This window comes from Sinorhizobium garamanticum, assembly GCF_029892065.1.
GTDB lineage: Bacteria > Pseudomonadota > Alphaproteobacteria > Rhizobiales > Rhizobiaceae > Sinorhizobium > Sinorhizobium garamanticum.
Genome location: NZ_CP120373.1, coordinates 812,702 through 827,289 on the forward strand (window position 1 = coordinate 812,702; position 14,588 = coordinate 827,289).

The 14,588-nt window shown below is 63.6% G+C and carries 12 protein-coding genes; 8 read left to right on the forward strand and 4 right to left on the reverse strand.

The features are described from left to right. Positions 1 to 86: 86 nt before the first annotated feature. Both PZN02_RS03910 and PZN02_RS03915 read left to right on the forward strand, forming a co-directional pair. Positions 87 to 1,967 carry a DEAD/DEAH box helicase gene (locus PZN02_RS03910; protein ID WP_280660309.1) on the forward strand — a complete coding sequence of 627 codons (1,881 nt, stop codon included), beginning with the start codon at positions 87 to 89 and terminating at the stop codon, positions 1,965 to 1,967. A gap of 417 nt (positions 1,968 to 2,384) precedes the next feature. Next, positions 2,385 to 3,044 (forward strand): peroxiredoxin, encoded by a 660-nt coding sequence (locus PZN02_RS03915; protein ID WP_280660310.1) that lies wholly within the window; start codon positions 2,385 to 2,387, stop codon positions 3,042 to 3,044. 93 nt (positions 3,045 to 3,137) lie between these two features. Here PZN02_RS03915 and PZN02_RS03920 read toward each other — a convergent pair whose 3' ends face one another. Then, positions 3,138 to 3,455, reverse strand: coding sequence for a DMT family transporter (locus PZN02_RS03920; RefSeq protein WP_280660311.1), 318 nt, complete (start codon positions 3,453 to 3,455; stop codon positions 3,138 to 3,140). Positions 3,456 to 3,545: 90 nt separating this feature from the next. Here PZN02_RS03920 and PZN02_RS03925 point away from each other — a divergent pair, with 90 nt between their 5' ends. Continuing rightward, positions 3,546 to 3,941 (forward strand): winged helix-turn-helix transcriptional regulator, encoded by a 396-nt coding sequence (locus PZN02_RS03925; RefSeq protein WP_280660312.1) that lies wholly within the window; start codon positions 3,546 to 3,548, stop codon positions 3,939 to 3,941. 32 nt (positions 3,942 to 3,973) lie between these two features. Here the strand turns inward: PZN02_RS03925 and PZN02_RS03930 are convergent, their stop codons facing one another. Further along, positions 3,974 to 4,885 carry a LysR family transcriptional regulator gene (locus tag PZN02_RS03930; protein ID WP_280660313.1) on the reverse strand — a complete coding sequence of 304 codons (912 nt, stop codon included), beginning with the start codon at positions 4,883 to 4,885 and terminating at the stop codon, positions 3,974 to 3,976. Positions 4,886 to 5,023: 138 nt separating this feature from the next. Between PZN02_RS03930 and PZN02_RS03935 the strand changes: the two genes are divergently transcribed. The 5 genes from PZN02_RS03935 to PZN02_RS03955 all read left to right on the forward strand — a co-directional run bounded on the left by PZN02_RS03935 (position 5,024) and on the right by PZN02_RS03955 (position 12,361). Further along, positions 5,024 to 5,851, forward strand: coding sequence for an alpha/beta hydrolase (locus PZN02_RS03935; protein ID WP_280661376.1), 828 nt, complete (start codon positions 5,024 to 5,026; stop codon positions 5,849 to 5,851). 28 nt (positions 5,852 to 5,879) lie between these two features. Further along, positions 5,880 to 7,082, forward strand: a complete 1,203-nt coding sequence (locus PZN02_RS03940; RefSeq protein ID WP_280660314.1) for an efflux RND transporter periplasmic adaptor subunit — start codon at positions 5,880 to 5,882, stop codon at positions 7,080 to 7,082. Positions 7,083 to 7,212: 130 nt separating this feature from the next. Further along, positions 7,213 to 10,398 (forward strand): efflux RND transporter permease subunit, encoded by a 3,186-nt coding sequence (locus PZN02_RS03945; RefSeq protein ID WP_280660315.1) that lies wholly within the window; start codon positions 7,213 to 7,215, stop codon positions 10,396 to 10,398. A 186-nt stretch (positions 10,399 to 10,584) separates the two neighbouring features. Beyond that, a complete protein-coding gene (gene dapE, locus PZN02_RS03950) occupies positions 10,585 to 11,778 on the forward strand; it encodes a succinyl-diaminopimelate desuccinylase (protein ID WP_280660316.1) in 1,194 nt (397 codons plus the stop codon). Beyond that, the gene (locus PZN02_RS03955) at positions 11,765 to 12,361 is read left to right on the forward strand and encodes a hypothetical protein (protein ID WP_280660317.1); all 597 of its coding nucleotides are present in this window, start codon (positions 11,765 to 11,767) and stop codon (positions 12,359 to 12,361) included. The genes dapE and PZN02_RS03955 overlap by 14 nt, the downstream gene beginning before the upstream one ends. Before the next feature lie 310 nt (positions 12,362 to 12,671). Here PZN02_RS03955 and truA read toward each other — a convergent pair whose 3' ends face one another. Beyond that, positions 12,672 to 13,415 carry a tRNA pseudouridine(38-40) synthase TruA gene (gene truA, locus PZN02_RS03960; protein WP_280660318.1) on the reverse strand — a complete coding sequence of 248 codons (744 nt, stop codon included), beginning with the start codon at positions 13,413 to 13,415 and terminating at the stop codon, positions 12,672 to 12,674. Beyond that, the gene (fmt, locus tag PZN02_RS03965; RefSeq protein WP_280660319.1) at positions 13,415 to 14,350 is read right to left on the reverse strand and encodes a methionyl-tRNA formyltransferase; all 936 of its coding nucleotides are present in this window, start codon (positions 14,348 to 14,350) and stop codon (positions 13,415 to 13,417) included. The genes truA and fmt overlap by 1 nt, the downstream gene beginning before the upstream one ends. Positions 14,351 to 14,588 lie beyond the last annotated feature (238 nt).

The window sequence follows — 14,588 nt, forward strand, 5'->3', positions numbered from 1 at the left end:
TTGGCCGCGGCAATCGACGCCTGATGACGACCTGATCCAAGTCCGCTCGTCCGTCGGCGTGAAGACCGATATCCGAAAGACAAGATATGACTGAGTTCCAAGGGATCGCGCCCCCGATCGCCGAGGCGTTGGCAAGACGCGGTTACAACGAGCTGACGCCGGTGCAGAAGGCGATGCTCGATCCGGCGCTCGATGGCGCCGACGCGCTGGTTTCCGCCCAGACCGGGTCCGGCAAGACAGTGGCCTTCGGCCTGGCGCTTGCGCCGACGCTGCTGGGCGGCACAGAACGTTTCGGCGCGGCCGGCGCACCGCTCGCGCTTGTCATTGCTCCGACGCGTGAACTCGCGCTGCAGGTCAAGCGCGAACTCGAATGGCTTTACGAGGTGGCGGGCGCCACCATCACCTCCTGCGTCGGCGGCATGGATATGCGCACCGAACGGCGCGCGCTCGAACGCGGTGCCCATATCGTCGTCGGTACGCCGGGACGTCTCTGCGACCACATCCGTCGGCATTCGCTCGACATATCGGCACTCCGCGCCGTCGTACTGGACGAGGCGGACGAGATGCTGGACCTTGGCTTTCGCGAGGATCTGGAGTTCATCCTCGAAGCGGCGCCCGCCGACCGGCGCACGCTGATGTTCTCGGCGACCGTGCCGCGCTCGATCGCAACGCTTGCGAAGAATTACCAGCGGGATGCCATACGCATCAGCACCGCATCCGAACAGAAGCAGCACGGCGATATCGAGTATCGATCGCTCGTTGTCACGCCGAGCGACCGCGAGAACGCAATCATCAACGTGCTTCGCTACTACGAGGCGCGAAACGCGATCGTCTTCTGCTCCACCCGTGCGGCGGTCAATCACCTGACGGCTCGCTTCAACAATCGCGGCTTCTCGGTTGTGGCGCTATCCGGCGAACTCAGCCAGAACGAACGCACCCACGCGCTGCAGGCGATGCGCGACGGCCGCGCCCGCGTCTGCATCGCGACGGACGTTGCAGCACGGGGCATCGACCTGCCCGGACTGGAACTCGTGATCCACGCCGATCTGCCGACCAACCCCGACACCTTGCTGCATCGAAGCGGACGCACGGGGCGTGCGGGCCAGAAGGGCGTCAGCGCGCTGATCGTCCCCGTCAATGCGCGCCGCAAGGCCGAAAGGCTTTTGGAAAATGCGCGCATCACCGCGACCTGGGCGAAACCGCCGTCAGCGGACGAGGTTACGAGCCGCGACGACGAGCGCATCGTCGCCGATCCGGCATTCGATGAGCCGCTGCGCGAGGACGAGCAGGCGATCGTGCGGGCTCTGATCGATCACCACGGCGCAGAGAAGCTGGCAGCGGCCTTCGTGCGGCAATTCCGCTCCGGTCGCTCCGCCCCGGAAGACCTCGCCGATGTCTCGTTCGCCGACGACCGCAAGAAGGGTCGGCGCGATACTGCCGCCATGCCGCGCGACGATTTTGACGCACCGCGCGCCGACTTCACCGACGGCAGCTGGTTTTCGCTCTCCGTCGGCCGCAAGCAGAATGCGGAGCCGCGCTGGCTGATCCCGATGCTGTGCCGCCACGGCAAGCTTTCCAAGCGCGATATCGGCGCGATCCGGATGCAGCCGGAGGAGACCTATGTCGAACTGACGGCCGAAGGCGCCGAACGCTTCCTCTCGGCAATCGGTCCAAACCGGACGCTCGAAAAGGGCATTCGCGTCAAGGCGCTCGCGGGTACCCCGGATCTCTCCCAGCCGCGACAGGAGAAACCCGCCTTCGCGAAGAAGCAGACGCCCGACGCAGCACGCGAGGATTTCAAACCGAAGCGCAAGTTCGAAAAGAAGCCGGCCTTCGCCGAGGGTGCACGTCCAGAGAAGGGGAACGACAAACCCCGGAGCAAGAAGGGCAAGCCAGGAGCCCAAAAGGACGCTGGCGGCTTTAAGCCCAAAACGAAACGCGCCAACGCCAAGAACAAGCAATACTAATCACGATGATTTTGGGTCGAATCGACCCAAAATCGTAAACGCGATCGATTCTAATAAATTGAGATGCGGGATGCGGACGGAAAACCGTTCACTCATCCCGCTCTACTGATGCCTTCGTTGATGCGCTCGCGTTCTTGCCTGCCGTCGCCTTCGGCGGAAGCGCGTCCGGCTCGCCCGGACGCCTTCGAGTGACACGACCGGGCACCTCCCCGCAGTGCGAAAGGCCTTTCCTTTTATTCGAGCATCATTCGATGAATACCAGCACTGCGTGTACCTGAGCGATATTTTTCTCCAAAAGCGGTATATCACGGCGCTGACATCCTTTTTGCGGATCGTTCCTGCACGTTTCCTCCTCGAAAAGCGCCACGATTGCGCTATTCTGCGCGAAACAGTCGCATAGCCGCAAAGGAGCAGACCATGGGCCTCCGTATCAACCAAACCGCCCCAGACTTCACCGCCGAAACCACGCAAGGCACGATCAATTTCCATGAATGGATCGGCGACGGCTGGGCCGTTCTCTTCTCCCATCCGAAGAATTTCACACCCGTGTGCACCACCGAACTTGGCGCCATGGCCGGGATCGAGAATGAATTCCGCAAGCGCGGCGTCAAGATCATCGGCATCTCGGTCGATCCGGTCGAAAGCCACAGCAAGTGGAAGAACGACATCAAGGTCGCAACCGGTTTCGACGTCGAATATCCGCTGATCGGCGACAAGGACCTCAAGGTGGCCAAGCTCTACGACATGTTGCCGGCCGACGCCGGTGATACGGCGGAGGGCCGCACGCCGGCCGACAACGCCACCGTGCGCTCGGTCTACGTCATTGGTCCGGACAAGAAGATCAAACTGATCCTCACCTACCCGATGACGACCGGCCGCAATTTCGACGAGATCCTGCGTGCGATCGATTCGATCCAACTGACCGCCAAGCACCAGGTCGCGACACCCGCGAACTGGCAGCAGGGCGAGGACGTCATCATCACCGCTGCCGTATCCAACGAGGATGCGATCCAGCGCTTCGGTTCCTTCGAAACGGTCCTGCCCTATCTCCGGAAGACGAAGCAGCCGACGGCGTAACACCTGCAACTCGCAGCGGCGTTGAACAAGTGACCCATGAAGCGTTCACCTGGCGCTTCATGGGTCGCCGGCTTTTGTTGAAGACGGCCGGGCTCAAGCCTCCAGAAACCGCAGCCCTGCCACAGCGACGATGATCATGGCGATGCAGACGAGGCGAAGCGAGGACACCGGATCGCCGAAAAGAACGATGCCGAGCACGGTGATGCCCACCGACCCGATGCCGGTCCAGGCAGCATAGGCGGTGCCGGCGGGCAGCTCCCGCATTGCGATCGTCAAAAGATAGACGCTGGCGAGTGCCGCGACCACACCGATGATACTTGGAACAAGCCGCGTCCAGCCCTCGGCATATTTGAGGGCAAGCCCCATGGCGATTTCGACGGCGCTCGCTGCCAGCAAAGTGATCCATGCCATTGGCATCTCCATCCAGATTTTTGAACTCTGGATCCAATCTGGTAGGGTAGGCACCAACGGACAATTACGCACCTTTTGGTAACTATAAAAATGTCTACAGAGTCGGCAAAGAAATCCGCGGATTCGCGCCCGAGCGTCTTCGACCCGACATGTTCCTCGCGTCATGCACTGGAGCTTGTCGCCAGCAAATGGGCGATGCTGATCATCTCCGCCCTCGATGAGGGGCCCATGCGCAACGCCGCGCTGATCCGCAAGCTCGGCGACGTATCGCAGAAGATGCTGACACAGACGCTCAAAGAACTGGAGCGCAACGGACTGGTGATCCGCGACGACAAGCAGACCGTGCCGCCGCATGTCGAATATCGCCTGAGCGCGGTCGGGCGGTCGCTGAGCGAGACGCTCGTGATTCTCGACCACTGGGCCGAAACCCATTTCGGCGAACTCGATGCGGCGCGCGAGCGTTACGACGCGGAGCACGGCGGCTGAACCACGCGGACCAGTTCAGCGCCCCCTGCCGATCAATCTCCGTCCATCTGCGACTGCGAAACCACTTTCACCGCCCAGTCAGCGAAAACCCGCAGCCGGCTGCTCAGGTGCCGGTTGGGCGGATAGACGAGATAGATCGGCATCGGCTCGATCTGCCAATCATTGAGCACCGGCCTCATCGCGCCGGTCCGCAAATCGTCTCGCACCATGAAGCGTGGCGCCTGGATGACCCCGAGCCCGGCCCGCGCGGCGGCAAGATAGGTCGTCGCTTCGTTTGCTGCCACAGCGTAGCGGCCTTTGACCTCGATCTCCTCGCTTCCACGCTTGAAATAGAACGGCATCGGTTGTCCGGTCTGCGGCCGGAAATAGCCGACGACATAGCAATTCCTCTCGAGGTCGGCGGGATGCTGCGGCATCGAGTGGCGCTCGAGATAGGCCGGCGACGCGCAGGCGATGAAGCTCATCTCCGTGATGCGCCGGGCAATCAGCGACTGATCGGTCAGCGTGCCCCCGCGGATCGCGCAATCGACGTTTTCGGCGACATAGTCGATTGTCCGGTCCGAAACGCCGAGATCGATCTGGATGTCGGGATATTTCTTGTGGAACTCGGGCAGCGCGGGAATGATGATGAGATTGGCGATCGCACTCGCCATTTCGACCCGCAGCCGCCCCTTCGGCAGGCTCTGCGCGCTCGACAGGCTGCCATCCAGTTCGTCGAGATCGGAAACGAGCCGTGCGGCACGCTCGTAATAGAGTGCGCCGTCTGGCGTCACCAGGACTCGCCGCGTCGTGCGATTGAGCAATTTGGTACTCAGGTGCGCCTCCAACCCCTGGATAAGGTTGGTCACCGTTGCTTTCGGCATGTTGAGCGATGCGGATGCCCGGGTGAAATTGCCGGTCTCCACAACACGAAGAAAGGCGCGCATGGCCGTGAGCTGGTCCATTTTCAATACCGGATTGTTCGAAATGTCGAATAGTGTAATCAGATCCCGCCGACTATTCCAGACGAAAGACAATGTTATGCTGCAAACATCGCGGGCTGTCCCTCATCTAGGGATTGCCCTATGGCTGAGACAAGAGAGATGAACGCGCATTTTACCGAAGAGACGATGCAGACGGCCCACGGGGCGTGCCGCGCGCGCGTCTACCGCGGCGCGTCGTTGCTCGTTCCGCCTCCGGTCGTGCTTCATTTTCACGGCGGTTCTTTCGTCGGGGAATCGGTCGCGGCCGGCGAGAAAGTTGCGAGCGCGCTTGCGGCCGCTGGGGCCGTGGTCATTTCGCCGGAATACCCTTCGGCATGCCTCAGCCCGTTTCCGGCGGCGCTTGAGGCGTCATACGCCATGCTGTCGTCGATGCGCAGCCGCTGTCCGCAGTTCGCGCACAAGAAGTCCATGCTGTTCGTTGCCGGCGAGGAAGCGGGCGGGAACCTCGCAGCCGGCCTCGCGCTGATGGCGCGCGACCAGTTCCTCCCGGATCTCAAAGGGCAGATCCTGCTGTCGCCTTTGCTCGATCCCTGCATGGCGACCGCATCGTTCCGGAAGTACTGCCCGCAGACTTCGGTGGAGTCGATCGCCGACGGCTGGCAACGCTACCTCGGCGAACGGAGCGGACTGACCCATCCCTACGCGGCGCCCGGCCATTGTACGCGACTGGGCGGGCTCGTTCCCGCCCTCGTTATCACTAGCGAGCAATGTCCGATGCGCGACGAAACCGAGGCCTATGCAGAGCGGCTTCGCAAGGCCGGCGTCCCGGTAAAAATGCACGTGCTGCCGGGGGGCGCCGCCTGGCTACCTGCCAACACCTCGTGGCAGGAAAACTGGCCCGCGCAGGAACAGACCATTTCCGGCATTTTCTCCCGCTTCTTCCAGGAAGCGGGGGCGAAGCCAAAATCGCAGATGAAAACGAACTAGGCCGGCTCCCAACCGGCAAGGAGAAAATATGACATCGACCGTTACCCGCCGGGTCCTTTGGGGCGCCGGCCTGAGTATCTTATTGTCCATTGCCGGCGGAACCGCTGTTTTCCTCGGCGTGCCCTATCGGTTCACGGCTGATGCCGCGACCGACGCGGCCGCGCCGCCGCCCGCCGTCCCTGTTTCCGTTGCGAAGGCTGAATCGCGCCGGATCACGACCTGGGAGAACTTCTCCGGACGTCTCGAAGCGATCGAGCGCGTCGAGGTGCGTCCCCGTGTCGGCGGCGCCATTCTCCAAGCGCATTTCCGCGAAGGCGCGCTGGTGGAGAAGGGTGACCTCCTTGTCACCATCGATCCCGAACCCTATGCCGCTGCCGTCGATCGCGCAGAGGCGCAGGTTACGGCGGCCGAAGCGCGCGTCGCGCTGGCGAAAACCGAGCTCGAACGGGGCCGCAAGCTGGTCACCACCAGCGCGATCCCGCAAAGCGGAGTCGATCAGCGCCTGAGCGTCTACGACGAAGCGCAGGCGAACGTCCGCTCCGCGAAGGCGGCGCTGCGTTCGGCCCGACTGGACCTTCAATATACCGAGGTCCGTGCGCCGATCTCGGGGCGTGTCGGCAGGCTCGAGGTGACGGCCGGCAACCTGGTGGCTGCCGGCTCCGCCTCGCCAGTCCTGACGACGCTCGTCTCGATCGATCCGATCTATGCGAGTTTCAACGTCAATGAGGAGGTGGTCGCCGCGGCTTTGGCGAAGCTTTCCGCCTCCGCCGGCAGCAACGCAATCGAGCGCATTCCCGTCGAGATCGGCACCGCCGCCGACGCGGGCACGCCGATCACCGGACATATCCAGCTCATCAACAACGAGGTCGACGCCACGACCGGCACGATCCGCGTACGGGCGGCGCTCAACAACGCCGACGGCCGGCTGATCCCCGGTCAGTTCGTCCGTATCCGCATCGGCGATCCGGCTCCGACCGAGAAGCTTGTAATCAGCGATCGCGCGATCGGCTCGGACCAGGACAAGAAATTCGTGCTGGTCGTCGGCGCCGATAACAAGGTCGAGTACCGCCAGGTGACTCTCGGACCGACTGCCGATGGCCTGCGGATCGTTGACGCCGGGCTGAAGCCGGGCGAGAGCATCGTCGTCAACGGGCTGCAGCGCGTCCGGCCCGGCGTCCTCGTTGCTCCGCAGCCGGCCGAAGAGGCCACCGCCTCGATCGCCAAGCGATAGTCGAACGCGCCGCCTCGCCTTCCTTGAGGGGACCCGTGGCGGCGCCGACCGAACACCTAAGCATGCTTCCACGCTCGCCGCGAACATCCTCGCCGCGGATGCCTGACTTTTTGTCCCAAGGGGGATCGTTATGAATTTCTCTCGCTTTTTTGTCGACCGCCCGGTCTTTGCGGGCGTTCTTTCAGTATTCATATTCGTCGCGGGCCTGATCGGCATGACCGGTCTGCCGATCTCCGAATATCCGGAAGTCGTGCCGCCGCAGATCGTCGTGCGCGCCCAGTACCCCGGCGCCAACCCGTCGGTGATCGCCGAGACTGTTGCGACCCCGCTTGAAGAACAGATCAACGGCGTCGAAGGCATGCTCTACATGCAGAGCCAGGCGACCGCCGACGGCCTGATGACGCTGACCGTCACCTTCGAACTCGGGACCGATCCGGACCAGGCCCAGCAGCTCGTGCAGAACCGCGTCTCGCAGGCAGAACCCCGCTTGCCGGAAGAGGTGCGACGTCTCGGCGTCACGACGGTCAAGAGCTCGCCCGATCTTACGCTCGTCGTGCATTTGATTTCGCCGAACGGCCAATATGACATCAATTATCTGCGCAACTACGGCGTCTTGAACGTCAAAGACCGGCTAGCGCGCGTCGACGGCGTCGGCCAGGTGCAGATCTTCGGCGGCGGCGACTATTCGATGCGTGTCTGGATCGACCCTGAAAAGGCTGCCGAGCGCGGGCTTGCGGCAAGCGACATCGCCAATGCCATTCGCGGACAAAACGTCCAGGCTGCCGCCGGCGTCATCGGCGCATCGCCCTCAGTGGCGGGGCTCGACCTGCAACTCTCTGTCAATGCCCAAGGCCGGTTGAGGACACCCGAAGATTTTGCCGACATCGTCGTCAAATCGGGGACCGACGGCGAGATCACGCGCCTTGGCGACGTCGCGCGCGTCGAAATGGGAGCGGCGGACTACTCGCTGCGCTCGCTCCTCGACAACAAGGCAGCCGTCGGCATGGGCGTCTTCCAGGCACCCGGCTCCAACGCCATTGAGATTTCCGAGAACGTACACAAGGCCATGGCCGAGCTGAAGCAGACCATGCCGGAGGGCGTCGATTACGAGATCGTCTACGACACGACGCAGTTCGTCAGAGCCTCGATCGAGTCGGTCGTTCATACGCTGCTCGAGGCGATCGCGCTGGTGGTGCTCGTCGTCATCGTCTTCCTGCAGACCTGGCGCGCCTCGATCATCCCGCTCGTCGCCGTGCCCGTCTCGATCGTCGGCACGTTCGCGGTGATGTATGTCTTCGGCTTCTCGATCAATGCGCTCAGCCTCTTCGGCCTCGTGCTGGCGATCGGCATCGTCGTCGACGACGCCATCGTCGTCGTCGAGAACGTCGAGCGCAACATCGCGCAGGGTCTCTCGCCCGTGCAGGCGACCTATCGCGCCATGTCGGAAGTTTCCGGCCCGATCATCGCGATCGCGCTGGTGCTGGTCGCGGTCTTCGTGCCGCTCGCCTTCATCACCGGCCTCACCGGTCAGTTCTACCGCCAGTTCGCTCTGACGATTGCGATCTCGACGGTGATCTCAGCCATAAACTCGCTGACGCTGTCGCCGGCGCTGGCCGCGCTTCTTCTCAAGGATCACCACGCGCCGAAGGATTTATTGACGCGCGTGATGGACAAGCTCTTTGGCTGGTTCTTCCGCGGCTTCAACCGCTTCTTCGGAAAAAGCTCGGAAGCCTACGGCCGGAGCGTCGGCGGCATCCTGTCGCGCAAGTCGCTGGTCATGGGCGTCTACGTCGTCCTGCTGGGTGTCACCTTCGTCCTGTTTCGTGCCGTCCCCGGCGGCTTCGTGCCGGCCCAGGACAAGCAATACCTGATCGGCTTTGCGCAATTGCCGGACGCGGCGACGCTCGACCGCTCGGAAGACGTCATCCGGCGCATGAGCGAGATCGCGCTCAAGCATCCGGGCGTCGAACATGCCATCGCCTTCCCGGGCCTGTCGATCAACGGCTTCACCAACTCATCGAACTCCGGCATCGTCTTCGTGTCGCTGAAGCCGTTCGAGGAGCGCACGACGCCGGAACTCTCCGGCGGGGCGATCGCCATGCAACTGAACCAGGAGTTCGGCGCGATCCAGGACGCGTTCATCGCCATGTTCCCGCCGCCGCCTGTTCAGGGCCTCGGTACGACCGGCGGCTTCAAGCTGCAGATCGAAGATCGGAACGGGCTTGGCTACCGGACACTCGACGATGCGGCCAAGGCATTCCTCGCGAAAGCGATGGCAACACCGGAACTCGCGGGGCTCTATTCGAGCTTTCAGATCAATGTGCCGCAGCTTTATGCCGACCTCGACCGCGTCAAGGCGCGCCAGCTCGGCGTGGCGGTGACCGACGTGTTCGAAACGCTGCAGATCTATCTGGGCTCGCTCTATGTCAACGACTTCAACGCCTTCGGCCGAACCTACAGCGTGCGCGTACAGGCCGATGCGAGCTACCGCAGCCATGCCGACGACATTGGCCGGCTGAAGGTCCGCTCGCAGTCGGGCGAAATGATTCCGCTTTCGGCGCTATTGAAGGTCGATCAGACCGTCGGCGCGGAGCGGGCGATCCGGTACAACGGCTTCCTGTCCGCCGATATCAATGGCGGTCCGGCACCGGGTTATTCGTCCGGCCAGGCGCAGGCCGCGATCGAAAAGATCGCCGCCGAGACGCTGCCGCCCGGCATCGGCTTCGAGTGGACGGACCTGACCTATCAGCAGATCCTCGCCGGCAACTCGGGCATCCTGGTCTTCCCGTTGGCGCTGCTGCTGGTCTATCTCGTGTTGGCAGCCCAGTATGAAAGCCTGCTGCTGCCGATCGCGATCGTCCTCATCGTGCCGATGGGCCTCATGGCCGCGCTCACGGGCGTCTGGCTGACCGGCGGGGACAACAACGTCTTCACCCAGATTGGCCTGATCGTGCTCGTCGGCCTGTCCGCCAAGAACGCGATCCTGATCGTCGAGTTCGCCCGCGAGCTCGAACTTTCCGGCAGCAGTCCGGTCGCTGCCGCGATCGAGGCGAGCCGGCTGCGTCTGAGGCCGATCCTGATGACCTCGATGGCCTTCATCATGGGTGTCGTGCCGCTTGTGACCTCCACCGGTGCCGGTGCGGAAATGCGCTCGGCCATGGGTGTGGCGGTGTTTGCCGGCATGATCGGCGTCACCGCCTTCGGCATCTTCATGACGCCGGTGTTCTACGTGCTGATCCGCAAGCTCGCCGGCGAGCGGCCGCTGAAGCACGCCGGAGCGCACATCGAAGCGCCTCACCTCGCCCCCGGCGAGTGAACGGGATTCCCCTGCCCGACGGCGCCTCAAGCGGGCCGGACGAGAAATCGTCCGGCCCGCTCACGTTTTGGGCCGTAGCGCGGGGCTGTAGCGCCGCCATCACGCGTGACAGCCGGCACTCGATCGGATAAACCAGCAACCTCCGACCTCACAGGCCTGCGTGCCCCGCAGATGGCATTCCGATAGATGACGTCCACCGATCCGATTACCAATCTTGCCACCCTTATTCGCTGCCCCTCCGTCACCCCCGCCGAAGGCGGCGCGCTTGCCGCTCTCGAAGCGATGCTGAAGCCGCTCGGCTTCATCGTGGACCGCGTGGTGGCGAAGGACACCGGGACCCCGGACATCGAAAACCTCTACGCGCGCCTTGGAAGCGATGGCCCGCACTTGATGTTCGCCGGGCATACCGACGTTGTGCCGGTCGGCGACGAAGCCGCCTGGACCCACCCGCCCTTCTCCGCAACGATCGCAGGTGGCGAAATGTATGGCCGCGGCGCCGTCGACATGAAGGGCGGCATCGCCTGCTTCGTGGCTGCGGTCGCGCGCCACATCGAAAAGCACGGAGCGCCGAAAGGTTCGATCTCGTTTCTGATCACCGGCGACGAGGAAGGCCCGGCGATCAACGGTACGGTGAAGCTTCTTCAGTGGGAGGCGGCGAAAGGCGAACGCTGGGATGCCTGCCTCGTCGGCGAGCCTACCAATCCCGATACGCTCGGCGACATGATCAAGATCGGCCGGCGCGGCTCGCTCTCCGGCCGGATCACCGTTCACGGCGTCCAGGGACATGCGGCCTATCCGCATCTCGCCGACAATCCGGTGCGCGGCATCCTGCAGCTCACCGAGGCGCTGATGGACCCGCCCTTCGATAGCGGCACCGAGAGCTTCCAGCCATCGAACCTCGAGGTCACGACCATCGATGTCGGCAACCCGGCCGTCAACGTCATTGCGGCGAAGGCGAGCGCCAGCTTCAACATCCGCTTCAACGACAATTGGACCGCCGAAAGCCTCATGGCGGAGATTGTCGCGCGGCTTGATGGCGCCGCCGCGAGCGACAAGCTCAGGCCCAACCGCGCGCCGGTCCGCTACGACATCGTCTGGAACGAGCGTCCGAGCCACGTGTTCCTCACGCGCAACAACGCCCTCATCGATTCGCTTTCCGGCGCGGTGGAGGCTGTCGTCGGACGCCAGCCGAAGCTCTCGACCACCGGCGGCACCTCGGATGCGCGCTTCATCAAGGACTATTGCCCCGTCGTCGAATTCGGCCTGGTCGGGCAGACGATGCACATGGTCGACGAGCGCGTTGCCGTTGCCGATCTCGAAACCTTGACCGGGATCTACGAGACCTTCATAGCCCGCTGGTTCGGTCATGCCGCTGCTTGAGGAGGTCCTCACCTACGTCAAGGGACTGTGGTTGCTCATCCAGGGCAACCGCGAGGGCTTTCGCTGGCTGGACATCAGCGAAAGCGGCCTGTGGCGCTCGTTCGCGGCAATACTCTGGTCTCTGCCGGCGATCGCCGTGACCTGGGCATCCTGGCGGCTCTACTACCTTGCGGCCATGCCGGCCGGCACGACAATCGGCTTCGGCTTCATCGTGAAGCTGCTTGTCGTCGATCTCGCCAGCTGGCTGCTGCCGATCATCCTGATCGTCATCCTGTCCCGGCCGCTGGGTTTTGCGATTTTTGTGGTGCCGGTGATCGTTACCACCAATTGGCTCTCGGTGCCGCTTTCCTACGCCATGGCGCTGCCTGCCGCGATCCGTCTGCTGATCCCGGGCAGTCAGGGGCTGACCAGCCTGATCTGGCTCCTGCTGCTGGTCGTCAGCGTCGGCTTGCTCTTCCGGCTTCTGCGCACCGTCACCGGCAACCAGACCTTGCTGGCGGCCGCGCTGACGACACTCTTCCTGCTGCCGTCGATGATGATCGGCGAGTTACTGCAGCGCTTCTTTGGTCTTGTTCCAAGTTAGAGCCCTTCAGGGTTAAATGGAAACAGTTCTGTTGGCTCAAACGGAGTCGGATGGTCGACCGGCCGGCGCGCGGCGTAGCCAAAGCATACGGCCAAGCCGGCCGGTCGATCAGGCGGCCCGTTTCAGCCAACCCGGAGGGCCGGGCATCTTTCCGCCAGGCTCAGAGGCAATCGGCTCGGACGTACATCCGGGTACGCCCCTTCACCGATCGCCTCTGCCCTGACGAAAACCTGCTCCGGCAGAACTGCTTCCATTTAACCCTGAAGGGCTCTGGGAAAAAGCGAGTCCTGCAGGCCGCGCCTCGCGCAACTCAATAATCGACCTGCATGAAGTAGAGGCCGTCCGGAGGCGCGACCGGCCCGCAGGCCTTTCGATCGCGCGCTTCGAGCGCCGCCTGCAAATCGTCCGGCGTCCACTTGCCCTCGCCCACCAACTTCAGCGAGCCGGCGAAGGAGCGAATCTGGTTGTGCAGAAAGCTCTGGGCCGTCGCGCGGATCTCTATGAGATCCCCGGCTCGCGTCACGTCTAGCCGATCAAGCGTGCGCAGCGGGCTTGTCGCCTGGCAATGGGCCGAGCGGAACGTCGTGAAGTCGTGGTGGCCGACCAGCCGTTGTGCGGCCACATGCATGGCCTCATGGTCGAGCGTCTTCGGCACCCACCAGGCACGCCTTGCTTCGAGCGCCAGCGGCGAGCGGCGGGAGATGATGCGATAGAGATAGTGGCGGCGAACCGCGGAGAAACGCGCGTCAAAACCCGGCGGCGCCTCAGCTGCGTCGAGAATCGAGACACGTTCGCCGGCAAGCGCCAGGTGGGCATTGAGCGCATTGCGCAACGTGTGCGTCTTCCATTCGCGCGTGAGATCCGCATGCGCGACCTGGCCCATGGCGTGGACGCCGGAATCGGTGCGTCCCGCCCCGCGGACGGACACCGTCTCTCCGGTCAGCGACAAGATCGCCTTCTCGATCGCGCCCTGGACGGACGGACCGTTTTCCTGTCGCTGCCAGCCGACATAGTCTGAGCCGTCGTATTCGACGGTGAGGCGATAACGCGGCATCAGGCGATCCTCGTGCCGCGGGCGACGGGCGTTCCGCGCAGGAACTCGGCGACAGCGAGCGGCTTGCCGCCGGCCTTCTGCAGTCGGGTCGGCCGCACCGCACCCTCGCCGCAGGCAATGGTCAACGCCTCGTCCAGAATGGTGCCGGCTTCGCCAGCCCCGGCGGCTTTCTCGGAATTCAGCACCTTTATCCGTTCCGGCTTTCCGGCGATCGCCAGTTCGAACCAGGCTCCGGGAAAAGGCGAAAGACCGCGAATGTGATTGTGAACCTCGCCCGCCGGCTTGGTGAAATCGATCCGGGTTTCCGCCTTGCTGATCTTGGCAGCATAGACCGCGCCCTCTTCCGGCTGAGGCGTCAGCGGCAGGTCGCCCGCTTCGAGCTTCGCCATCGCCTCTTTCATCAAAGCCGCTCCGACCTGCATCAGCTTGTCGTGCAGCTCGCCAGCCGTCATCGTTTCGCCGATCGCAACGGCCTTGGTGAGCGCGACCGGGCCGGTGTCGAGCCCCTTGTCCATCTTCATCACCATCATGCCGGTCTCGCGGTCGCCGGCCATGATCGCGCGCTGGATGGGCGCCGCCCCCCGCCAGCGCGGCAGGAGCGACGCGTGTCCGTTGTAGCAGCCATGCCTTGTCCCCTGGAGAATCTCCTCGGGCAGGAGCAGGCCGTAGGCGACGACGACGGCGACGTCGGCATTGAACTTGGCGAAGGTCTCGCGATCGCCGGCGTCCTTGAAGTTCGGCGGGGTCAGGACGGGGATGCCGAGAAGCTCGGCCGCCTGGTGGACCGGCGACTTCTGCAGGTCGAGACCGCGCCGCCCGCCAGGACGCGGCGGCTGCGTGTAAACAGCGACGATCTCATGGCCTGCCTCGGCGAGGGCGACCAGCGTCGGCACCGAGAATTCCGGCGTTCCCATGAAAATGATGCGAAGCGGCAAGGCGGCAAACTCCGTCTCTTGAAATCAGGCTGCGCCCCGGGATTTCCCGCACCGACGCGGCGCTCTGGATCACGATGATGTCGGTCGAACGGCCCAAATCACAAACGTGATCGATTCTAAATAGGTTGAGACGCGGGATGCGGGCGGAAAACCGCACACACTTTCCTCATCCCGCTCTACAGCGCCGCGCGTCTGTCAGACGCGCAAGGGACGCTGCAGCGCTTTGAATTGCTGCATG

Excerpts from the sequence above, each read along its gene's own strand:
- PZN02_RS03910 (WP_280660309.1), top strand. The coding sequence starts at position 87 with ATGACTGAGTTCCAAGGGATCGCGCCCCCGATCGCCGAGGCGTTGGCA.
- PZN02_RS03915 (WP_280660310.1), top strand. The coding sequence starts at position 2,385 with ATGGGCCTCCGTATCAACCAAACCGCCCCAGACTTCACCGCCGAAACC.
- PZN02_RS03920 (WP_280660311.1), bottom strand. The coding sequence starts at position 3,455 with ATGGCATGGATCACTTTGCTGGCAGCGAGCGCCGTCGAAATCGCCATG.
- PZN02_RS03925 (WP_280660312.1), top strand. The coding sequence starts at position 3,546 with ATGTCTACAGAGTCGGCAAAGAAATCCGCGGATTCGCGCCCGAGCGTC.
- PZN02_RS03930 (WP_280660313.1), bottom strand. The coding sequence starts at position 4,885 with ATGGACCAGCTCACGGCCATGCGCGCCTTTCTTCGTGTTGTGGAGACC.
- PZN02_RS03935 (WP_280661376.1), top strand. The coding sequence starts at position 5,024 with ATGAACGCGCATTTTACCGAAGAGACGATGCAGACGGCCCACGGGGCG.
- PZN02_RS03940 (WP_280660314.1), top strand. The coding sequence starts at position 5,880 with ATGACATCGACCGTTACCCGCCGGGTCCTTTGGGGCGCCGGCCTGAGT.
- PZN02_RS03945 (WP_280660315.1), top strand. The coding sequence starts at position 7,213 with ATGAATTTCTCTCGCTTTTTTGTCGACCGCCCGGTCTTTGCGGGCGTT.
- dapE (WP_280660316.1), top strand. The coding sequence starts at position 10,585 with ATGACGTCCACCGATCCGATTACCAATCTTGCCACCCTTATTCGCTGC.
- PZN02_RS03955 (WP_280660317.1), top strand. The coding sequence starts at position 11,765 with ATGCCGCTGCTTGAGGAGGTCCTCACCTACGTCAAGGGACTGTGGTTG.
- truA (WP_280660318.1), bottom strand. The coding sequence starts at position 13,415 with ATGCCGCGTTATCGCCTCACCGTCGAATACGACGGCTCAGACTATGTC.